Below are 19,842 nucleotides of genomic sequence, written 5' to 3'. Positions count from 1 at the left end.
TCAGGAATCCTCCGGGTTGGTGAAGCGGCGGTTGCTGCGTTCACGCTGCCTGCGCAGACGTTCCCGAGCCTGCCGTTCGATCTCGGCTTGCGCCTGCAGCCGTTCACGACTCATCTCCCGGGCACTGCGGACCGGCAGCACTGTGGTCTCCGCATCCCCGGCATCGGCCGAGTCCTCGTCTGCGCCACCCGCACCTGCCTCGGCACTCGAATCGGCCCGGTGAACCACGCGGGTTTCGGCGTCTTCGGGATCGACACGGTTGACGATGCGGGTTTCCGCGTCTTCATCCGTGGCGATTCGGTCCGTCGGCACACCATCGGCATCGTCGCTGTCATCGATGATCGCGTCGGAGTTGGTTCCATGGGTCGGCAGCACCGTGGTGGCATCATCCTCGTCGGATCGGCGCGCACCCTTCTGCTCGAGGAACGACGGGAGCTCCTCCTCGTCGTTCTCCGAGTCCCGGTCCGCGGCCTCACCGGCGACCCCCGGAGCACTGGAAGCACCGGATGGTTCCTCACTCGCCGAGGCGGTCGGATCCTCTCGCAGATCCGCTCCGAGGTCGACGCGTTTGGTGGGAACAGCACCCGAGATCTCGGCCTCGGCGTCGGTGACCGCAGAGGGAACGAAGCGATCGCCGGAGGCGGGGACGAAACGCGGTCCACGTTCGTGCATCTCGTCTTCGCCGCGCGTATCGCGTTCGTCGGTGTCGTTCGCATCGGTGTCATCCTCGGCGGAGCCATCTGCCGTATCCCGGCTGTCGACAGAGTCGTCTGCAGTCTCAGGTGCACCGTCCACTTCTGCGGAGGAGTCGGGAGAGGATGTTTCGTCTTTGTCGTCGTCAGGCACGGTTCCGGCGGCCACGGCAGCGATCGGCACGGAGCTGCGTTCCGGGCCGCTGTCGGGCTCAGCATTCGATGTTGAGGCGGGGGGCGCCTCGGTGCCGGTGTCGCGCTTGACCAGGGTCTGCGGAAGCCGAGCGCGGATGGCCGCGAGGATCTGCTCGGTGAGTTCATCGGCGTCGACCGAGGCGTCGAGGACGACATACCGGTCGAGTTCCTTGTGTGCGCGGGACAGGTAGGTCTGGCGCACGCGCTGGTGGAACTGCTGGTTCTCGTCGTCGAGGTAGTTGCTGTCGCCGCGCTTGCCCATCCGCTCGGCCGCGACCTCGGGTTCGATGTCGAGGACGATCGTCAGGTTCGGTACGAGCCCCTGGGTGGCCCACCGACTCAGCGCGAGGATCGTCTTCTCGTCGAAGCTGCGACCGGCTGCCTGGTAGGCGATCGTCGAATCGATGTACCGGTCGGTGATGACGATGTTTCCGGCGTCGAGGCTGGGGTCGACCAGGGAGGCCACATGGTGGGCACGGTCAGCGGCGAAGAGCAGGGCTTCGGTGCGCGAGCTCGGCGGGTCGGAGTCGAAGAGAACAGAACGGATCTTCGTGCCCAGTTCGGTGCCGCCGGGTTCGCGAGTGGCCTCCACGTGATAGCCGTCATCGGCCAGAGCCGCGGAGATGCGTTTGATCTGTGTGGTCTTGCCGGAACCATCCCCGCCTTCGATGGCGATGAAGAATCCGGCGCCGAGGCGTTCGGCCGAGTTCCCGAGTCCGCCGGCCGCAGTCTCCGGCTGGCTGGGCGGGCGGAATCCGTGGACGATGTCGACGGACAGCCCCTGCAGTCTGTGCGGGTCGAAGGTGAAGAGTCCGATGACTCCGGCGACCAGGGCGGCGATGCCGAAGATGAGGAACGCGACGTCGCTGGGAGCCAGGATCCAGTCAGGACTTGAACCGACTTCGACCGTGCCGCCGAGATCGAGGGCGTTGATCACCAAGGCCAGACCGGCGCCCGCGACGGCACCGTAGCGGCGGGAGAAGTCATAGGGCTGAGCGCGCACGCCGATGCCGACGAGGAACGCGATCGCGGCCGAGAGCACGACCTTGCCGGAGAGTTCGTTGATGGCGCCGGTGGCGAGCAGCAGCACACCGGAGACGAGCAGAGCGAAAGTGGACACACGCGGACGGGACATTCCGGGGGCGAAGGTCGGCCCCATCTCGAATCCGACGGCCCACCCGACGAGGCAGCAGGCGATGATGAGCGCGAAACCGGCCTGACCATAGCCGTGGCCGATCGCCGTCGGCTGGGCAAGCATGAAGGTCGCGCCGAGGACGGCGAAGAGGCCGATGCACACCCACGGATTCGCGATCGCCTCGGCGGGGCGGGCGACCCGGGCCTTGAGTTCGGGGAACTGCCCGGTCGTCGCAGACTCTGCGTGCAGGGCACGTTCGGGGGTGAGGAAAATGATGACGGAACCGGCGGCCATGCCGATGCCCACCAGCAGGGACACCCAGCCGAGCGCTTGAGTTCCCGCTGCAGAGCCGCCGAGGATCTGGAAGGCGCAGGAGACGAAGACGAGGACGGCCGCGGGAATGCCGACACGGCGCCACGGCTTCTCGTGCCTGAAGGGGTTGATGCTCATGAGCAGACCCACCACGGCGCCGAGGAACAGGGCCGCGACCCAGGTCAACCACGCGCTGGGAGCCAGGCTGAGGACGACGAGAAGTGCGGCTTCGACGATCGCTGAGATACTCAGAGCTGTCTTGCGCACCGCCGGCGGTCGGGAGGCGAAGACCTTGGCCGGGATGAAGAGACCTGCGCAGGAGAGGGCGAAGACGATGAGCAGCGACAGACTGCCCATCTGATTGTCGAATCCTCCGGCGCTGAGAGACTCTCCCATGGCGGTGTAGGCGCGTCCGCCCACCGTCGCGACGAGTCCGCTGGTTCCTGCCACGACGTAGCTGATCGCGACAAGAACGATCAGGGCACCCCAGGCGGCGGTCTCGGTGACCAGGCGGCCGGGGGCTCCGGGCAGTCGGTGTCCTGTAGTCGTCAACATGCTCACAGCCCTACACTATCTGGCCGAACTGACATATCTCTTGGAAACGAGTGCGATCTGCGACAACCCGAACCCGACCGGGGCCTGCCGATCCTCTACCCTTGAACTCGTGCACACAGACTCACTGGCGATGACCACGGTGGCGGCGGAAGGCATGGGCCCCGTGGAGGAACTCGCATTCGCCCGCGTCCTCCTCGATTCGGTCAAGGCCGGACGCCGCGGAGCGACTCTGCGGATGTACCGACCGGCCCCGACCTTGGCGTTCGGTGCCAGGGACCGTTTCCTGCCCGGCTTCGCCGCCGCCATCGAAGCGGCCCGGGATCACGGTTTCACGCCTGCCCTGCGCAGCCTCGGCGGGCGCGCGGCCGCATACCATCCGGGTTCGCTGGTCATCGATCACATCGAACCGAGTGATTCATTCATCACGAACACCAACGCACGGTTCACCGGTTTCGGCCAGGACTATGTCGAGGTGCTGCGCGGGCTGGGCATCGATGCCCGCCTCGGCGAGATTCCCGGCGAATACTGTCCCGGTGAACACAGCGTCAACGTGGCCGGGCGGATCAAGGCGATCGGCACCGCCCAGCGCGTGGTCTCCGGTGCCTGGCTGTTCTCGTCGTCCGTCGTCGTCGAGGACCCGGATCCGATCCGCGCGGTACTCACCGATGTCGAAGCCGCCCTCGGAATCGACTGGGATCCGTCCACGGGCGGATCGATCAGCGAGGTCCATCCGGAGGTGACGATCGATTCCGTCGCCGAGGCGTTCGCCGCCTACTATGCCGACGCGAATCCGGATTCGCCCCTGTCCCCCACCGCCGAGGAGCTGGCCGAAGTAGCCGCCCACGCGGACAAGCACCGGCTGTGAGGTCGGCGAAAGCTGTGGTCGGCACAGGCCGGGACAGCGCGCGAACCGCGGAGACTGAATTCCTTTGACCGAACGACTTTGGGAGCACACACCATGACCGTCACCATTCGTGAAGCAGAACGCTCTGATCTGCCCGAGATCCTGCGGCTCGTCCGCGCGCTGGCCGTCTACGAGAAGGAACCGGATGCGGTCGAGGCCACCGAGGCGGATTTCGCGGCAGTGATGTTCCCCGACGGTGGTCATGCGAACACGTTCGGTCTCGTGGCCGAGTCGGGCGGCGAGGTCATCGGCATCGCGATCTGGTTCCATTCGTTCTCGACCTGGACGGGCAGGAACGGCATCTGGCTCGAAGACCTCTTCGTCTTGCCCGAACATCGCGGCTCGGGAGCCGGAAAGGCGCTGCTCGGCCGGCTGGCGCAGATCTGCCAGGAGCGCGGACTGACGCGGCTCGAATGGTGCGTGCTCAAATGGAACACCCCGTCCATCGGGTTCTACGAATCGCTGGGTGCGAAGCCGCAGGACGAGTGGGAGACCTACCGACTCGACGGCCAGGCGCTCACGGACTTCGCAGATTCGTCGCGCGACTGACCTCGTCCCTGAGGCACTGCTGTCCACGTCCCAGAAGCACTGGAGTACGTGGCCGGCGCCGGCAAACGGCGATTGTTGGGTCGATCCACGGTGTTTCCGACGTCGAGATCACCGTGGATCGACCCAACAATCACAGGCCACGGGGTGTCACAGGCCACAGGAGAAGAAACGACTTTCGCCACCGGCCGGACCATCAGGCAGGTGGCGAAAGCAGTGACAGGTGAACGCCGCGGGCTCGGCGGACGTCGACTCAGGGAGTCTTCGGCTTGGCCGTGCTCGTCTTCTTCGCAGCCGTAGTTCTCGCCGCAGTGGACTTCGTGGAAGCCGTCGTCTTCTTCGCGGCGGTGGACTTCGACGCAGTGGTCTTCTTCGCGGCTGTCGTCTTGGCTGCCGTCGTCTTCTTCGCAGTCGTCTTCTTGGCGGGGGCCTTCTTCGCCGGAGCCTTCTTCTTCGCCGGTCCCTTCGCGCGCTTCTCGGCGAGCAGAGTCGCGGCGCGTTCGAGCGTCACGGCTTCGACGGAGTCGTCCTTGCGCAGGGTCGCATTCGTCTCACCATCGGTGACATACGGTCCGAAGCGACCGTCCTTGACGACAACGGGCTTCTTCGTCTCCGGGTCCTCGCCGAGTTCCTTCAGCGGTGCCGCGGCCCGACGACCGCCGCGCTGCTTCGGCTCTGAGTAGATCTTCAGCGCCTCTTCGAGGGTGATGTTGAAGATCTGCTCCTCATCGGTCAGGGAGCGGGAGTCGGTTCCCTTCTTCAGGTACGGTCCGTAGCGGCCGTTCTGCGCGGTGATGTCCGTGCCCTCTTCGTCCTGACCGACCACGCGCGGCAGGCTGAGCAGCTTGAGCGCGGTCTCGAGGTCGATCGAGTTCAGATCCATCGACTTGAACAGGGAACCTGTGCGCGGCTTCGGCTTCTTCGCGCCCCGCTTCGGCTTCTCCTCGGGTTCGGGCAGCACCTCGGAGACATAGGGTCCGAAACGACCGTTCTTCGCCACGATGGTGTGTCCGGTCTCCGGATCGACACCGAGCTCGCGGTCGCCGTCGCCTTGGGATTCGATGAGTTCGGCTGCTTTCGCCGCTGTCAGCTCATCGGGTGCCAGATCGTCGGGGACGGAGACCCGCTTCGGGTCCTCTCCGTCTTTCTCCGAAGCCACCTCGAGGTAGGGACCGTAGCGGCCCACGCGCAGGTTCACGCCCTCGCTGATGGCGACGGTGTTGACCTCGCGGGCATCGATATCGCCGAGGTCGTCGACGATGGCTTTGAGTCCTTCACGGTCCTGGGTCTTGTCACCGAAGTAGAATCCGGCCAACCAGTCGTTGCGATCCTCCTCGCCCATCGCGATCCGGTCGAGTTCGGATTCGAGATCAGCGGTGAACGCGTAGTCGACCAGACCGGTGAAGTGCTCTTCGAGCAGGCGGACGACAGAGAACGCCAACCAGCTGGGTACCAATGCGTTGCCGCGAGTCGTCACATAGCCGCGGTCCTGGATGACGGAGATCGTCGCAGCATAGGTCGAGGGTCGGCCGATGCCGAGCTCTTCGAGCTGCTTGACCAGACTGGCTTCGGTGAAGCGCGGCGGCGGAGCGGTGGTGTGGCCGTCGGCTTCGGCCTTGACGACCGACAGCGATTGGCCCTCTTCGACCTGCGGCAGCCGCGATTCTCCGGACTTCGTGTCGTAGCGGGACGCGTCCTGGCCCTCTTCATAGGCGGCAAGGAACCCGCGGAAGGTGATGACGGTGCCGCTGGCGCTGAAACCGGCTTCGTGGCCGTCGGCGAGAGCAGCGCTGACCTTGATCGTCGCGGTCTTGCCCTTCGCGTCGGCCATCTGGCTGGCGACGGTGCGCTTCCAGATGAGGTCGTAGAGACGGAACTCGTCGCCGTTGAGCTGCTTGGACACCTGTGCCGGGGTGCGGAAGGAGTCACCGGCGGGACGGATCGCCTCGTGGGCCTCCTGCGCCGATTTCTGCTTGCTCGCGTACTGGCGCGGCGACTGCGGAACGAATTCGGGACCGTAGAGTTCGGTCACCTGCTTGCGGGCGGCAGCGATGGCCTGACCCGACAGCGCCGAGGAGTCGGTACGCATATAGGTGATGTAGCCGTGCTCGTACAGCGACTGAGCGGTGCGCATGGCCTGACGAGCGCTCATGCGCAGTTTGCGTCCGGCTTCCTGCTGCAGGGTCGAGGTCGTGAAGGGTGCGGCCGGGCGCCGGGAGTACGGCTTCGACTCCACCGCGGTCACCGTCAGCGCATCCTTGGCGCTGCCGTTCAGCTCCGTGGCCAACGACTCCGCTCCCGCCTGGTCGACGATCGTCGCCGAGGTGTTCTTCAGCTCGCCCTTGTCGTTGAAGTCACGGCCGCTGGCCACCCGCGATCCGTCGAGTGTGGTGAGATTCGCAGCGAACGGGTTCGTCCCGTCCGGCAGACCGAGATCGATATCGAGGTCCCAGTAGTCAGCGGGCACGAAGGCCATGCGTTCGCGTTCGCGTTCGACGACGAGGCGGGTGGCCACGGACTGCACACGTCCGGCCGAGAGCCCGGCACGGATCTTGCGCCACAGCACGGGTGAGACCTCGTAGCCGTAGAGACGGTCGAGGATGCGGCGGGTCTCCTGCGCGTCGACGAGCGAGGTGTCGATTTCGCGGGTGTTCTCCAGGGCCCGTTCGATCGCCTCAGGCGTGATCTCGTGGAAGACCATGCGTTTGACCGGAATCTTCGGTTTGAGGACTTCGAGCAGATGCCAGGCGATGGCCTCTCCCTCGCGGTCCTCATCCGTTGCCAGATAGAGTTCGTCGGCGTTTTTGAGCAGACGCTTGAGTTCGGTGACCTTCTTCTTCTTGCCCGGATCGATCCGGTAATAGGGATCGAAGTTGTTGTCGACGTCGACAGCGAACTTTCCGTACGGCCCCTTCTTCATATCGGCGGGCAGCTCCGAAGGGGTGGGCAGGTCGCGGATATGACCGACGGAGGCCTCGACGTCATAACCGTCGCCGAGGTATCCCACAATCGTTCGCGCCTTCGTCGGAGACTCGACGATGACGAGGCGACGGGGCTTCTTCTCGGTTGTGGTCACGCTTTCACATTCCTCTCACGGCATCAGCTGCCCGCTGCAACGGACGATCCGGCCCAATGTAACACTGTTGAACGGACACGTTCCTCATCGGCACTTGCGGCCCGGATGCTGCCCGGACCTCGTCCGATCTCGGCTCGGACACGGGGTCAACGGTTTCCGATCCTATCCCTATTCCGCCGACGTCCCAGTCGTCGAGGTCCCGATCGAACCGCCGTCGGGCAGCAGTGCACCCGCCGCGCACAGGGCTCTGACCTGCGCCACGAGCTGATCTTCCAGAGCCGTGGGATCGACCTCGAGAAGCTGGGCCAAGGCCCCGGCCGTCTGTCGCAGGGTCAGCGTCCCATCCGCGACGGACACGAATCCGGCCAGTGCCGTGTCGAGGTCGAAGACCTGCCCGAAGCCGATCCCCTGTTCCAAGGTGATCGAGTTGGGTTCCGGCGCTCCGGGAAGGAAATGGCGATGTTCGACGAGGTCCGGAGAGCGTGTGAAAGCAGTCGCGGCGATCTCCTCCGGTCCGGCCGCTGCCAGCCACGACCGGATCGCGATGATCGTGGTGAGGAACTCTGCGAGTCCGTGCGGATTGTTCGCCGGCGCCGAGGTGACTCTGACCCGGGTCTTGAACACTCCCTCGGCCGTCCCCGACGTTCCGCGGTCGACGTCCGAGGTGACGTCGCCGATCGCGGGATCTTCGGTACCAATCGTTGGCACATCGTTATCGGACTTCGCGATCAGCACGTACCCGAAGACGACTTCGTCCACAGCTCTGGTGGCGAAGTCGTCGAGCCATGCGGCGACTGCGTCGTTCCAGGCGGTGCTGGCGCGAGGGATCCCGCTGTCGCGGATCCAGGTCTCGGCGTAGGCGATGGGGTCCAGGGCTTCGCGTTCGATGACGAACACTGACGTGTCGTCATCGCTGACCCAGGACTCCGGTCCTTCGTCCTTCCCCGAGGCGGCTTCCCAGTTTCCGAGGCAGACGCTGCGTCCGCCCGGGGCGAGGTTCTCAGGGATCCGGGTGAAGAGCTCCCGAACGAGTCGGTCCCCAGTCATTCCGCCGTCCCGGTATTCGAAGGTGGTGTCCGTGCTGCGCGGGGTGATCACGAACGGCGGATTCGACACGAGCAGATCCACGGGTTCCTGCAATGGTTCGAGAAGCGAGCCGTGCCGGAATTCGATCGTCGTCACACCGTTGAGTCCGGCCGAGAGTTCGGCCAGACGCAGGGCCCGGTGGGAGATGTCGGTGGCGATGACTCGGTCGCTGTGGCGGGTCAGCAGCAGAGCTTGGATTCCGCAGCCGGTGCCGATGTCGGCGGCCACCCCGACGTGGTCGCGCGGGGTGATCGACACCAGTGTCCGGCCGGCTCCGCCGAGTCCGAGTACGAACTCGCCGTCGAGGACATCCGGTGTGGTCAGGGTGCCGTGGTCGGCCACGAGGTAGAGGTTCTCGTCCCCGGGACGGAAGCCGCGGGGAACACCCACGGGAAGTTCATAGGGGGTCAGGGCGAAGGGGGCGGTCACCTCATCGTCGTCCACGGTGATCAGCCCCGCCTCGGCGGCGGTGTCGAAGGACTCCCCCAGCAGGGCGCGGACCTGGGCGACCGGGACTGTGCGGTGGAAGTGGAAGAGCAGCGCCGCGCTGGCCATGGCACGGTCGGCGGCCGTCGACGACTGGTCCGCCAGCGTCCGGGCGCAGTGGTGGATGGCGGGTGCGGCGTTGTTGCGCAGCAGCGCCTCCGAGGTCGGACCACCCCAGAACTGGCGCAGCTGTGGTTCGGTGTATCCGGAACGGTAGAGGGTCTCGCCCAGGTGGGCCAACGGCAGATCAGTCACAGAAGAATCCTAGCGACTGCGCCATAATTGACTCATGGCCTCCTCTGCTCTTCTCGACATCGTCACCGGTTTCGGTGCCCGGGATGAGCGGATCGTCCATGTCCGCGATATCCCGCAGCGTTTCGAACGGGATGCCGAGTGGCCGGACTGGATCGACGAGGAACTCAAGCACGCATGTCATTCCATCGGCGTCGACGCTCTGTGGCAGCACCAGCTCGAGGCGGCGCAGACGGCCAGGGACGGTTCCGACGTCGTCATCGCCACCCCCACCGCGTCGGGCAAGTCGTTGGGATTCTGGCTGCCGGTGCTCGAAGCGATCCAATCGACTCGCGGGAAGCTGCGCACCGCCTCGGCGATCTACATCGCTCCGACAAAGGCTCTGGCCGCCGATCAGTTGGCCAAACTCGAACGATTCGTCATCCAGGGCATGCGTCCCGCCAGCTACGACGGGGACACCTCACAGGTCTCGAAGGACTGGGCGAGACGGCATGCGAACATCATCTTCACCAACCCGGACATGCTCCACCGCAGCATTCTGCCCCAGCACGAACGCTTCGCCCGGATGTTCAAAAACCTGCGCTTCATCGTCATCGATGAAGCCCACCGCTACCGTGGAGTGTTCGGGTCCCACGTCGCACTCATCCTCCGCCGCCTGCTGCGCATCGCCGCCCACTACGGGGCTGCCCCGGTCGTCATCGGAGCCTCGGCGACGATGGCGGACCCGGACGCAGCCTTTGCGAAGCTGACCGGGCGGCCCGCAAACGCGGTGACCGAGGATTCTTCACCCCGGGCAGCAGGCAGCTTCGCACTGTGGGAGCCTCCTGTGTCACCGGGCGGGGACCGGCGCAGCGGCCTCGTCGAGGCCGCCGATGTCATCACCGATTCCATGTGCGCCGGATATCGATCGATCACGTTCATCGCCTCCCGCCGAGGCACCGAAGCCCTGGCGCAGACGGTCCGTGACCAGGTGGGTGAGGTGGACGAGACCCTGACCGGCAAGGTCGCGGCATACCGGGGCGGGTATCTGGCCGAAGAGCGCAGGATGCTCGAGACGGCTCTGCGTTCGGGTCAGCTGCTGGCCGTGGCGTCGACGAATGCTCTGGAGCTGGGCATCGACATCTCCGGACTCGACCTGGTCATCATCTCCGGCTGGCCGGGGACCTTGGCGTCCCTATGGCAGCAGGCGGGACGCGCGGGCCGAGCCGGGCAACGGTGGATGGCTGTGTTCATCGCCCGCGATGATCCGCTCGATACCTTCGTCGTCCACCACCCCGAAGTCATCTTCGACTCCCCCGTCGACGCCGGCGTCATCCATCCGGGCAATCCGCACGTGCTTTCCGGTCACCTGTGTGCGGCCGCCGCCGAGGTGCCTCTGAAGGCGGCCGATCTCGTGCACTTCCCGGACGATTCGTCCGAGGTCATCGACGATCTCGTGGAGCGGAAGATGCTGCGAGCACGGCCGACCGGATGGTTCTGGGCAAAAGACCAACCGGCGACCGACCTGTCCGATATCCGCGGTTCCGGCGGCGGACAATTCAGCCTGGTCGAAGCGAGCACCGGCACTCTGCTGGGCACGGTCGACGAATCGGGTGCACATACGGGAGCCCATCCGGGCGCGGTGTACACGCATCAGGGCATCGACTTCACCGTCCTCGATCTCGACCTCGAGGACCGGATCGTCGCCGTCGAACGTGCCGAGGTCGACTACACGACTCAGCCGCGCTCGCAGACGGAGATCTCGATCGTCGACACCGATGCGCAGCGGGTTCTGCCCTCCGGGGTGGCAGTGTGCAGCGGCACCGTCGACGTCAAGGATCAGGTCGTCGCCTACCGGATGCGGGCCAAGCGAGGTGGAGCGATCATCGCCGAACACGAGCTCGACCTGCCGGAGCGCACGCTGCGGACGAAGGCCGTGTGGTGGACGATTCCGCAGAGCGTCCTCGACGAGGCCGAAGTCGTCTCCGGAGACCTGCCCGGAGCCGTCCATGCCGCCGAGCATGCTTCGATCGGTCTGCTGCCGCTCTTCGCCGGCTGCGACCGGTGGGATATCGGCGGAGTGTCGACGGCTCTGCATGCCGACACCGGACTGGCGACAGTGTTCGTCTATGACGGTCTGGCCGGTGGTGCCGGTTTCGCCGAACGCGGCAGCGAGGTCATCGAAGAATGGTTGGGTGCGACAAGGGATGCCATCGCCGCATGTGAGTGCATCGACGGCTGCCCGTCGTGTGTGCAGTCGCCGAAGTGCGGCAACGGCAACGAACCGTTGGAGAAGGACGCTGCGCTGAGGCTGCTGCGCACCGTGCTCAGGTAGCGATCCCCCTCATTTCCCGGCGACGGCCTCCTCTCTGACCTTCGGCAGAGGTCCCGGGATGTCGACTTCGATGACGACATAGGCGGATTGCTCACTCAATGAGGCACGGCAGTCCTTGAGGTGTCCGCCGTTGCGAATCGCGACCTCCTTCGCCGTCTCACACGGTTCCCCGGTGGCCAGTCCGCGCACGGCGTCCGCGGCGGCGAGCGCCGCCAGATCCGCGGCACTCTGTGCCCGACTGTGGGCGACGAACGCCTGGCCGAGGCTGCCGATGGCGGTGACGAGGACGAGCACGATCGAGCAGAGACCCACGACGATGTTCGTCATGACGGTCCTCCTCTGTCCCCTTCGAACCGTGCGGTGGCATCCGCGTCGACGGTGTCGAGGAAGAAGATCGCGGCCGGCAGCTCGATCGTGACCGTGACGACCGAGTATCCGCCGTCGGCTCGGACACGGACCGAGGATGAGTCACCGGCGTGCTTCTTCGCTTCGGACACGACGGCGGCCTGTGGTTCGCCGCGGGCGATCTCACGGGCCGCGGACCGTGCCGCGTCGAAGGCTCGCAGCTGGGAGAACCCGACAGCGGCGGCTCCCGCGAGCAGCACGATGAGAAGAACGACAGCCGGCATGACGACGGCGAATTCCGCCGTCGCCGTTCCCGCATCGCGATCCCATCCTCGCTGCCGCTGACGGGAGCGTCCGCGTGCCATGACGGTTCAGCTTCCCAGACCGAGCGCCGAGGAGATGACCCCCGTGATGAGTTCCTTGATCGGTTCGGATTTGAGGACCACGACGAGAAGTGCTGCGAATCCGCACGCGGCCAGAGTGGTGATCGCATATTCGGCTGTGGTCGCTCCGGCGTCGGGTTCCCAGAACTGTTCGATCTCGCTGTGGTCCTCGACCGGTTCCACGTGCCCGGTCGGCGGGTCCTCGATCTGCGGGGACGGTGATGTGGTGGCCATGCTCTCCTCCTTGGCTGAAACCCCGTTCGCACTCTGCGAGCGGACCTTCAGCCTGGGAGTCGGCATGCTGCCGTGTCCAGGGCCGGATTCGCACCTGTGGAAACGTGTTCTGCATCCACAAGCTCACCGTGTGTGAGTGGAGGCGCCGTCCACAGGAAACGGCGTGCGAGTCAGCGCAGCCCGAGCATCAGCTGTTGCCGGCCCAGTCGTCTCTGAGGATGGCCATGATGACTTCGTCGTGGCGCCGGCCGTTGAAGAACACGGCTTCGCGTCGACGGCCTTCTTCGACGAATCCGGCTTTCGTATAGGAGGCGATTCCACGGGTGTTGAACGCCCAGGTCTGCAGCTCGATGCGATTGAGTCCCAATTGGAGGAACCCGTATTTCACGGCCAGTCGCACGGCATCCGAGCCGTATCCGCGACCGTGGAATTCAGGGCCGAGGACGATCGCCAGAGTGGCGGACTGGTTGATGGGATTGCGTCCGTAGAGGGTGACATGGCCGACGAACTCCTCGGTTTCGGTCAGCTCGATGCTGAAGCCGACTGCCTCGCTCGAGATGTTCGCACTCCACTGCGAGAACTGCTCGGACACACCCCCTTCGGGCCGCGGCAGAACCGTGTGATTCTGCAGGACGACGATCGAGGGATCGAACCACCACTGTTCGAGGTACGGCAGATCATCCTCCCTCAGCGGCCGCAGGCGCACGGATCGACCGACGAAGAGATTCTCGGCGTAGTCCTCGGCTTGTTCGACATTGGACAGCTGATTGAAAGGTGTGACCGGTGCCATGTCCCGAGCCTATCGGTCGAGTCTGAAAACCCGGTCACCACTTCAGAAGAACACGGTCGTGAGGTCGGTCAGCAGTGAGATGACGACCGGAACGACAGACAGCAGCAGGAACGCCGGCAGAATGCACACGCCCAAAGGCAGCACCAGCTGCACACCCAAAGAGGCGGCCGCCTCCTGCCGACGCCGACGGGACGAAGCCCGCAGCTCCTCGGCCACTGACTCGATGAGAGGTGCCGGGCCGACGCCGGTGTGTTCGGAGAACTCGAAGACCTCGAGCACCGGCAGCAGGCGATCATCGTCGGCGAGCCTGCGCCCTCCGATCGTCATTGCACGGGCGATCCTCTGCAGACCCGACCGGTCGTCGGTCGCCTCGGCGGTCAGGGTCAGCGCCACGGGAATCGGCAGACCGGAGGTCAGGCAGATCGCCACAAGGTCGAGGTCGAACGCCAGCTGATCATCGGCCACTGCTCCTGCCGTCCCCGACTCCGGCGTTCCCGCCTCCCCGGCAGCCGCCTCGGTGTCGGTGGGAACGGATCGGCCCTCGCCGAGGAGGCTCTGCAGTCTCCCGCGGGTCGGTCCGGACCACAGGAGCACGCCGAGTCCGACGCAGACACCGATGAGCACAATCAGCATGGTCATCTCTGTGCTCTGAGCATCATCGTCCGCATCCACCACCGGCCGGCCCCGTACAGGAGGAGACCGGCACCGATGCTCAGCTGTCCCGGCAGTCCGGTGATGAGTTCCAGAGGGCGGACGCCGATGAGCAGGCCCAGACCGACACCGATGAGCGGCAGCCAGCTGAGCACCCGCACCGTCGACCTCGGTCCGGCCATCGCGATGCGGCGTTCGCGTTCGGCATCGAGGGCGTCCCTCTGCGCTGCCGCATACCGGAGGATCATCTCCGCTGCCGGTGCTCCGGAGCGTTCGGACACCGTCCACACGGCGGCCATTCCCGACAGCACGTGAGCGGCGGTCTCCGACAGTCCGGAGCTGCGGGTGGCGATGGCGCGTCCGGGTTCCTCGCCCAGGGAGATGGCTCGTGAGATCGGGGTCAGGACGTCGTTGCGGCGGCTCAGTGTGCTCATCACCGCCTGTGGGGTCATCCCCACCTTGAGCAGGTGGGCGCAGTTCTCCACGGCGGCGATCGCCCACAGACGCTCGGCCTGATCGTCGGCGGTGTGACCGCCTGGGCGAAAGAAGGCACGCACCCCTTTCCGCACCGATTCTCCGCCCTCCCCACGGGGCAAGAGCTCGCGCAGCCTGGAGCCCGGGTCCGGAGGCGCGGCGAGGATGATCCCGGCCGCGATGAGGACGGCGGTGACGACGATCATTGCGCGGACTTCTGTTCGAGCACGGCTTCGAACCGGGCCAGGGCACGCCGATTGACAGTGCCGGCCGTCGACGGCGAGGGGCGACCCCACACCGGTTCCATCACCACTCCCTCGGATCCAGTCCTCGTCGGGATCGCCAATTCCGTGACTCCCCGCTCGGAACCCGTGCGACGCAGATGGATGACGAGGTCGATGGCGGTGGAGAACTGCGAATACACGGCGTCCGGACTCATCTGCGCCAGCGCACCGAGCGCGGCCACCCGGCTGGGCACGGCCTCGGCGGTGTTCGCGTGGATCGTCGCACACCCACCCTCGTGCCCGGTATTGAGGGCCGTGAGCATGTCCCGGACCTCGGCACCGCGGCATTCCCCGACGACGAGGCGATCGGGCCGCATCCGCAGGGCATTGCGCACGAGGTCGGTCAGGGTCACTTCGCCGCCGCCTTCGACGTTGGCCTGACGCGCAGCGAGCTGCACGGTGTGCGGGTGGGTGACGATGAGCTCGCGGGAGTCCTCGACGATGACGATGCGTTGGATCGGTTCGACCAGCGACAGCAGAGCGCCGAGGAGGACGGTCTTTCCCGTGCCCGTTCCGCCGGAGACGAGGATGTTCGCCCGCGAGGTGACCGCCTCGGCGACGAGGGGGCTGATCTCAGCGGGGAGGAACCCTTCGGCGCAGAGCTGGGAATAGGGGAATCCGGCCCGTTTGGGTACGCGGAAGCTGATCGTCGTCGTCTCCCCGGAGATCGGTGGGACGATCGCGTTCATCCGCACCCCGTCGGGCAGACGAACGTCGACATAGGGGGAAGAATCGTCGAGGCGGCGCCCGCCGAGGGCGGCCAAACGCACCGCCAAGGACCGCACGTCCTCTTCGGATCCCAGCGTCAGGTCGAGCAGCTGGGGACCGTCACCTGTGTCGGCGAAGACCTCCCGCGGCCCGTTGACGAACACGTCCGTGGTGCCGGGCACCTCGAGCACGGACTGCAGGGGTCCGGCCCCGGACAGCTGCGCGGACAGCCGGGTGACGAGCTCGAGCAGGGCGGAGGAACCTAGCACGCGTCCGGTGCGCTGGACCGCCTCGGCGACGGCAGCCGTGGTCACCGGCCCCGGATTGTCGAGCAGCGTTTTGCGGACATCGGCGACGAGCGAGGCGTCGAGCCATTCGCTCATTCCACCCACTCCCCCAGCAATCGGTCGACGAGGCGGCCGAGGTGCGCCCCACCTGGGATTCCCTCGCCGCGGTCGACGGCGGCTGACAGGCCCCGATCGTCGCGGATGCTTCCAGCCAGGCTCAGCCCGATGGAATCGGCGAGGAGGTCGGCGTCGAGCCCGCCGGCCCCGGTTTCACGGACGACGAGGCGCACATCCGGGTGGGCTTGGGAGAGCCGCTTGGCCACTTGGGAGGAGGCGACGGCGGATCTGACCCGGGCCGGGGAGACGAGGAGGACATGATGGCAGCGCCGGGTCCACTGGGGTGGGGCGTGGCGGGGCAGATCGACGATGACGAGGTCGAAGGCCTGGCCGGCCGCGGCGAGGAAGTCGTCGAAGACGTCCGGGTCGAGGTCGACGGTGTCGTCTCGCCCCCAGGACAGAAGGGCGAGCCCGTCGTGGCGGGGCAGCGCTTCGGCCAGGGTGGAGGGGCGCAGCTGTCCGCGGGAGGCACTGAGGTCGGTCCACCGGGGACCGGGCGCCTGTTCGGCACCGAGGACGAGGTCGAGTCCCCCGCCGAGCGGGTCGGCGTCGACGAGAACGGTGCTGTGATCGGCTCCGGCCCGCCGGGCGAGTGCGCAGGCGAGCACGGAGGCTCCGGCTCCACCGCATCCGGCGACGACGCCGACCGTGGTCCCGGGTGCCGTCGGCGGTTCGACAGCGGCGATCATCCGCCCGCTCAGCCATTCCGCAGCAGCAGGCAGCACGGCGAGCTGGTCGACGCCGAGGTGCGCGGCCCTCGCCCAGGTCGAGGAGGGTTCGTCATCGTCGAGGACGACGAGGATCGTGTCTGCCCGGTCGGTGGCGGGGGCTTCGCGGACGTCTTCTCCGAGGAGGATGAGCGACGCGGACTGCCAGCCTCCGGAGTCGGGAGGCAGGACGGTCAGCGAGATGCCGATGCTTTCGGCCACTCGTGCGCATTCTTCGGTGATCGCACCGAGGTCGGTGATGAGGGCTACCTGCATGCACCGAGCCTGGATCCGCCCGGCTGTCACCGGCCAGGCCGGAGCGGCGCCCTGTGGATGGAACGACGAAGGGACGCCTCCTGTGAGGTTGAGTCACAGGAGGCGCCCCCAGCGGCAGTCGGCGGCCTCCGTCCACGTCAGCCGCGGTGGGCCGACCGGCCGGTCACATCATGCGGTGCCGGTGGGCACCGATTCGACCGAGGTCTGTCCACAGCGTTGACGCATGAGTGGATTCCAGTCGACTCAGCCGCGCTGGATTCCTTCGATATTGCGCAGGATGCCAGTGGTGCTGCCGTCGGAGTCGCGGACCTTGAACCAGGATCCGTTGTCTTCGAGGCTGAGGTACCAGTCGCCGGGATAGATCGTGAACACCGGCATTCCGGTGGTCTCGTCCACGGCTTCGCGCGGTTCGGGAACGGCGAACCAGAAGGCCTGGATGATGGGGCGTCCACCGTCCTGGTTCTCGGCCTGACCATTGTCCTGATCGGCGTTCCGTCCGTCGTTCGGCGCATCACCGGACCGGTTCTGCCCCGCATCGGCGGGCACTGGCTGGTTGTCGACGGCCGTCTGTGCCATGGTCTCGTCGTTCGACCTCTCCGCGCCCCCGTCGGTCTCCGGCCGGTTGGCGTAGTCGGCCACGGGAACGTACTGAGTCGGCTCTTCGCTTTCGGGAGCGGTGGTCCGCTCCGAGTTGACTGCCGGCTCCATCACAGCGGTCGCCTGTTCGTCGTCCGCGCCCGTCTTGCCAACTGAGGTGGGTTCATCATCTGACACGACCTTGTCGTCGGCCGGGGTGCTGACGACGGTGGCATCGGTGGAGCGGATGTTGGTGTCGTCGTCCGGGTCCTGCGCCGTGGTCCCGTCGGTCGATGCCGGGGAATCCGATGGCGAATCGTTCGACGCCGCATCTGCCGAGGCCGCATCTTCCGATGCATTTCCTGTCGAGGCCTGACCGGCATCGGTCGAGGACTGCGCAGCCGAATTCGCGCCGGCGACGTTCGCACCTTCGGCGGCGTTCGTGTCGGACGATTTGGCGTTGACCTTGGAGACCAGGTCGCTGCTCTCGGACGGTGACACCACCGTGGGGGTCTCGTCTGACGTCGCCGAGGCGGCCGTGGACCGGTCCGCGGACGTGTCGTCGTTCGCTTCATCCTTCCGAGCAGCCGACCCGGTGTCGGTCGGTTCCGCACCGGACGTCGAATCCGCACCGAGGGTCGATTCCGCGTCGGACTCCGTTTCGGGAGCGGCGTGGCGGCCACGGCGACGTTCGGAATCCGAATGCGCAGCAGCGACGCCGGCAGCACCGGCACCGATCACTCCGGCGCCTGCGGCAGCGGCCGCGGCGCCCGAGTGTGACATGTCATCGGACTGCCTGGACTGGGCGTCAGACGCTGCAGGCTGGCTGCCCGACTCAACGGCCCGGCTTCCCGCAGCGGCGGTCTGGTCTCCGGTCGCATCGGTCTGCGGCTGTCCGGCTCCGACACCGAATGCCTGAGTCGGTTCGCTCTGCGAATGCTGTGGGGCGTCCGAATCGTGACGACCCAGGTAGGTCTGTCCGTCACCGGTGCTGTGCACCGGTCCGTCGTCCGAGGCCTGGTCGGATGCCACGTCCGCGGATTCGGGCGCAGCGCCCGCGCCCGAGGTGCCGGAAGCGGCGGGTGCGGCGAAGGAGCTAGCCGAACGCTCGGAGTCCTGCTCCTGCGGCGGAGCGTAGGGGCTGGGCTGGTTCTGCTGGTCGGAAGGCTGGACCCGCTGTTCCGGAGCGGCGAACTGGTTCTGCTGTTCCGGACCGCCGAACTGTCCTGATTGACCGAACTGGTCCTGCTGCCCCTGCTGTGCAGGCTGACCCGACTGTCCTGGTCCGCCGAACTGGTCCTGCTGTCCGGGCGCACCGAACTGAGTCGGCTGGGCGGACTGTCCCGGGCCGCTCGGCTGACCGAACTGATCCGGCTGACCGGGCGCCGCCTGTCCCACACCGGCCGGAGCCGCTCCGTAAGGCGCGAATCCGGGTGCACCGGTGCCCGGGCCGGCAGCACCGGGCACATTGGCCACTGGTGCCGGATGCTGGGTGTGCTTGGTGACAGGGCGAGCCTTCGGATGGGTTTCGATGTCCTCGCGGCCGGCGAATTCCTTGGCGAAGAACGGCAGCATCGTGAATACTCCGGCGAAGAACGCGATGAGGCCGGCGAAGAACGTCAGGTACGAACCCACATGCCAGTAGACCGCCGAAGTGAGCAGATCGACGAACACATAGGTGAAGGCGATCGCCGAGAGCACGGAGATGAACTGGTCGAGGCTGAGCGATCCGACTCGCAGTCGGCTGTTGCCGAGCTTGTTGACGAGCACGGCCGCCACGATGAGCAGAATTGTGAGCACTCCGAATACGAGCGCGCCCATATCGGCGACATTCCAGTGCCACAGAGTGGTCGTCTCACTGCCGAGGCCGTAATCGTAACCCCGGTACGGCACGAACAATGCGATGAAGGCGAGCAGTCCGGCGAACAGGAGGAAGAGATCGCGCAGAGTCAGCGGGCCGAGGATTCCCGGGCCGGTCTTCTGCTTCGGCGCAGGCGCCTGACCGAACTGGCCCTGTCCCGGAGCCGAACCATAGGGTCCCGGCGCCGATCCGTACTGACCGGGAGCAGAACCGTACGGGCCAGGTCCCGAACCGTACTGAGCCGGAGCCGAACCATAGGGTCCTTGTGCGGCGGGCTGTCCCGGTGCCGAACCGTAGGGTCCCGGTGCGGAACCATAGCCCGGCCCGGGAGCAGAACCGAACTGCCCTGGCCCCGAACCGTAGGCCGGCGGCTGACCACCAGGCTGCTGCGCGTTCTGGCCCGGGTACTGCGGGGGCTGATCCTGCCACGGCTGTGGCCCGGACCCGGTTGGATGCTGCGGCGAACTCATCGCTGACTCCAGTCGATCTCGGGGAAAAGCTAACAGTGTTTCCGTGTCCGCGCGGGACGGATCCCGACAGACTCTGACCCCATCCTTGCAGAACACAGGCCACCTGTGCACTCATATGCGCATTCT

At 66.5% G+C, this 19,842-nt stretch carries 15 protein-coding genes; 3 read left to right on the top strand and 12 right to left on the bottom strand.

Annotated features, from left to right (window positions below):
- Window positions 1-2,889 (bottom strand): dTMP kinase, encoded by a 2,889-nt coding sequence (tmk, locus tag AC239G_RS05025; RefSeq protein ID WP_487490106.1) that lies wholly within the window; start codon window positions 2,887-2,889, stop codon window positions 1-3.
- A gap of 109 nt (window positions 2,890-2,998) precedes the next feature.
- On the opposite strand from tmk, the gene AC239G_RS05020 reads away from it, so the two are divergent.
- Both AC239G_RS05020 and AC239G_RS05015 read left to right on the top strand, forming a co-directional pair.
- Window positions 2,999-3,754: a lipoate--protein ligase family protein gene (locus AC239G_RS05020; protein WP_229664002.1), complete on the top strand. Its 756-nt coding sequence runs from the start codon at window positions 2,999-3,001 to the stop codon at window positions 3,752-3,754.
- A 93-nt stretch (window positions 3,755-3,847) separates the two neighbouring features.
- Complete coding sequence (locus tag AC239G_RS05015; RefSeq protein ID WP_139468696.1) at window positions 3,848-4,342, top strand: GNAT family N-acetyltransferase; 495 nt, start codon at window positions 3,848-3,850, stop codon at window positions 4,340-4,342.
- 250 nt (window positions 4,343-4,592) lie between these two features.
- On the opposite strand, the gene topA is transcribed toward AC239G_RS05015, so the two are convergent.
- Both topA and AC239G_RS05005 read right to left on the bottom strand, forming a co-directional pair.
- Window positions 4,593-7,415 carry a type I DNA topoisomerase gene (gene topA / locus AC239G_RS05010; RefSeq protein WP_487489928.1) on the bottom strand — a complete coding sequence of 941 codons (2,823 nt, stop codon included), beginning with the start codon at window positions 7,413-7,415 and terminating at the stop codon, window positions 4,593-4,595.
- A 168-nt stretch (window positions 7,416-7,583) separates the two neighbouring features.
- A complete protein-coding gene (locus tag AC239G_RS05005) occupies window positions 7,584-9,242 on the bottom strand; it encodes a DUF7059 domain-containing protein (protein WP_487489927.1) in 1,659 nt (552 codons plus the stop codon).
- Window positions 9,243-9,276: 34 nt separating this feature from the next.
- On the opposite strand from AC239G_RS05005, the gene AC239G_RS05000 reads away from it, so the two are divergent.
- On the top strand, window positions 9,277-11,553 hold the full coding sequence (locus tag AC239G_RS05000) for a DEAD/DEAH box helicase (RefSeq protein ID WP_434594208.1): 2,277 nt from the start codon (window positions 9,277-9,279) through the stop codon (window positions 11,551-11,553).
- A 9-nt stretch (window positions 11,554-11,562) separates the two neighbouring features.
- On the opposite strand, the gene AC239G_RS04995 is transcribed toward AC239G_RS05000, so the two are convergent.
- The 9 genes from AC239G_RS04995 to AC239G_RS04955 all read right to left on the bottom strand — a co-directional run bounded on the left by AC239G_RS04995 (window position 11,563) and on the right by AC239G_RS04955 (window position 19,716).
- Window positions 11,563-11,880, bottom strand: coding sequence for an Rv3654c family TadE-like protein (locus AC239G_RS04995; RefSeq protein WP_139468699.1), 318 nt, complete (start codon window positions 11,878-11,880; stop codon window positions 11,563-11,565).
- Entirely contained in the window at window positions 11,877-12,263 is a 387-nt protein-coding gene (locus tag AC239G_RS04990) for a TadE family protein (protein WP_139468700.1), read from the bottom strand. Before AC239G_RS04990 ends, AC239G_RS04995 begins: the two co-directional genes overlap by 4 nt.
- Window positions 12,264-12,269: 6 nt before the next feature.
- Complete coding sequence (locus AC239G_RS04985; protein ID WP_139468701.1) at window positions 12,270-12,515, bottom strand: DUF4244 domain-containing protein; 246 nt, start codon at window positions 12,513-12,515, stop codon at window positions 12,270-12,272.
- Between the two features lie 187 nt (window positions 12,516-12,702).
- Complete coding sequence (locus AC239G_RS04980; RefSeq protein ID WP_139468702.1) at window positions 12,703-13,305, bottom strand: GNAT family N-acetyltransferase; 603 nt, start codon at window positions 13,303-13,305, stop codon at window positions 12,703-12,705.
- Between the two features lie 42 nt (window positions 13,306-13,347).
- Entirely contained in the window at window positions 13,348-13,944 is a 597-nt protein-coding gene (locus tag AC239G_RS04975; protein WP_229664004.1) for a type II secretion system F family protein, read from the bottom strand.
- Complete coding sequence (locus AC239G_RS04970; RefSeq protein WP_487489926.1) at window positions 13,941-14,636, bottom strand: type II secretion system F family protein; 696 nt, start codon at window positions 14,634-14,636, stop codon at window positions 13,941-13,943. Before AC239G_RS04970 ends, AC239G_RS04975 begins: the two co-directional genes overlap by 4 nt.
- Entirely contained in the window at window positions 14,633-15,805 is a 1,173-nt protein-coding gene (locus AC239G_RS04965; protein ID WP_376906121.1) for a TadA family conjugal transfer-associated ATPase, read from the bottom strand. The genes AC239G_RS04970 and AC239G_RS04965 overlap by 4 nt, the downstream gene beginning before the upstream one ends.
- The gene (gene ssd, locus AC239G_RS04960; RefSeq protein ID WP_181270926.1) at window positions 15,802-16,809 is read right to left on the bottom strand and encodes a septum site-determining protein Ssd; all 1,008 of its coding nucleotides are present in this window, start codon (window positions 16,807-16,809) and stop codon (window positions 15,802-15,804) included. The genes AC239G_RS04965 and ssd overlap by 4 nt, the downstream gene beginning before the upstream one ends.
- Before the next feature lie 243 nt (window positions 16,810-17,052).
- Window positions 17,053-19,716 (bottom strand): hypothetical protein, encoded by a 2,664-nt coding sequence (locus AC239G_RS04955; protein ID WP_487489925.1) that lies wholly within the window; start codon window positions 19,714-19,716, stop codon window positions 17,053-17,055.
- Window positions 19,717-19,842: the final 126 nt, after the last annotated feature.

The sequence above is a fragment of the Brevibacterium sp. Lmc1 genome, assembly GCF_057654315.1.
This window is presented reverse-complemented; position numbering and strand designations above follow the sequence as displayed.

Coding starts and splice junctions, on each gene's coding strand:
- tmk (WP_487490106.1), bottom strand. CDS start 2,889: ATGTTGACGACTACAGGACACCGACTGCCCGGAGCCCCCGGCCGCCTG.
- AC239G_RS05000 (WP_434594208.1), top strand. CDS start 9,277: ATGGCCTCCTCTGCTCTTCTCGACATCGTCACCGGTTTCGGTGCCCGG.
- AC239G_RS04995 (WP_139468699.1), bottom strand. CDS start 11,880: ATGACGAACATCGTCGTGGGTCTCTGCTCGATCGTGCTCGTCCTCGTC.
- AC239G_RS04990 (WP_139468700.1), bottom strand. CDS start 12,263: ATGGCACGCGGACGCTCCCGTCAGCGGCAGCGAGGATGGGATCGCGAT.
- AC239G_RS04980 (WP_139468702.1), bottom strand. CDS start 13,305: ATGGCACCGGTCACACCTTTCAATCAGCTGTCCAATGTCGAACAAGCC.
- AC239G_RS04955 (WP_487489925.1), bottom strand. CDS start 19,716: ATGAGTTCGCCGCAGCATCCAACCGGGTCCGGGCCACAGCCGTGGCAG.
- AC239G_RS05015 (WP_139468696.1), top strand. CDS start 3,848: ATGACCGTCACCATTCGTGAAGCAGAACGCTCTGATCTGCCCGAGATC.
- AC239G_RS04985 (WP_139468701.1), bottom strand. CDS start 12,515: ATGGCCACCACATCACCGTCCCCGCAGATCGAGGACCCGCCGACCGGG.
- AC239G_RS04975 (WP_229664004.1), bottom strand. CDS start 13,944: ATGACCATGCTGATTGTGCTCATCGGTGTCTGCGTCGGACTCGGCGTG.
- AC239G_RS04965 (WP_376906121.1), bottom strand. CDS start 15,805: ATGAGCGAATGGCTCGACGCCTCGCTCGTCGCCGATGTCCGCAAAACG.
- ssd (WP_181270926.1), bottom strand. CDS start 16,809: ATGCAGGTAGCCCTCATCACCGACCTCGGTGCGATCACCGAAGAATGC.
- AC239G_RS04970 (WP_487489926.1), bottom strand. CDS start 14,636: ATGATCGTCGTCACCGCCGTCCTCATCGCGGCCGGGATCATCCTCGCC.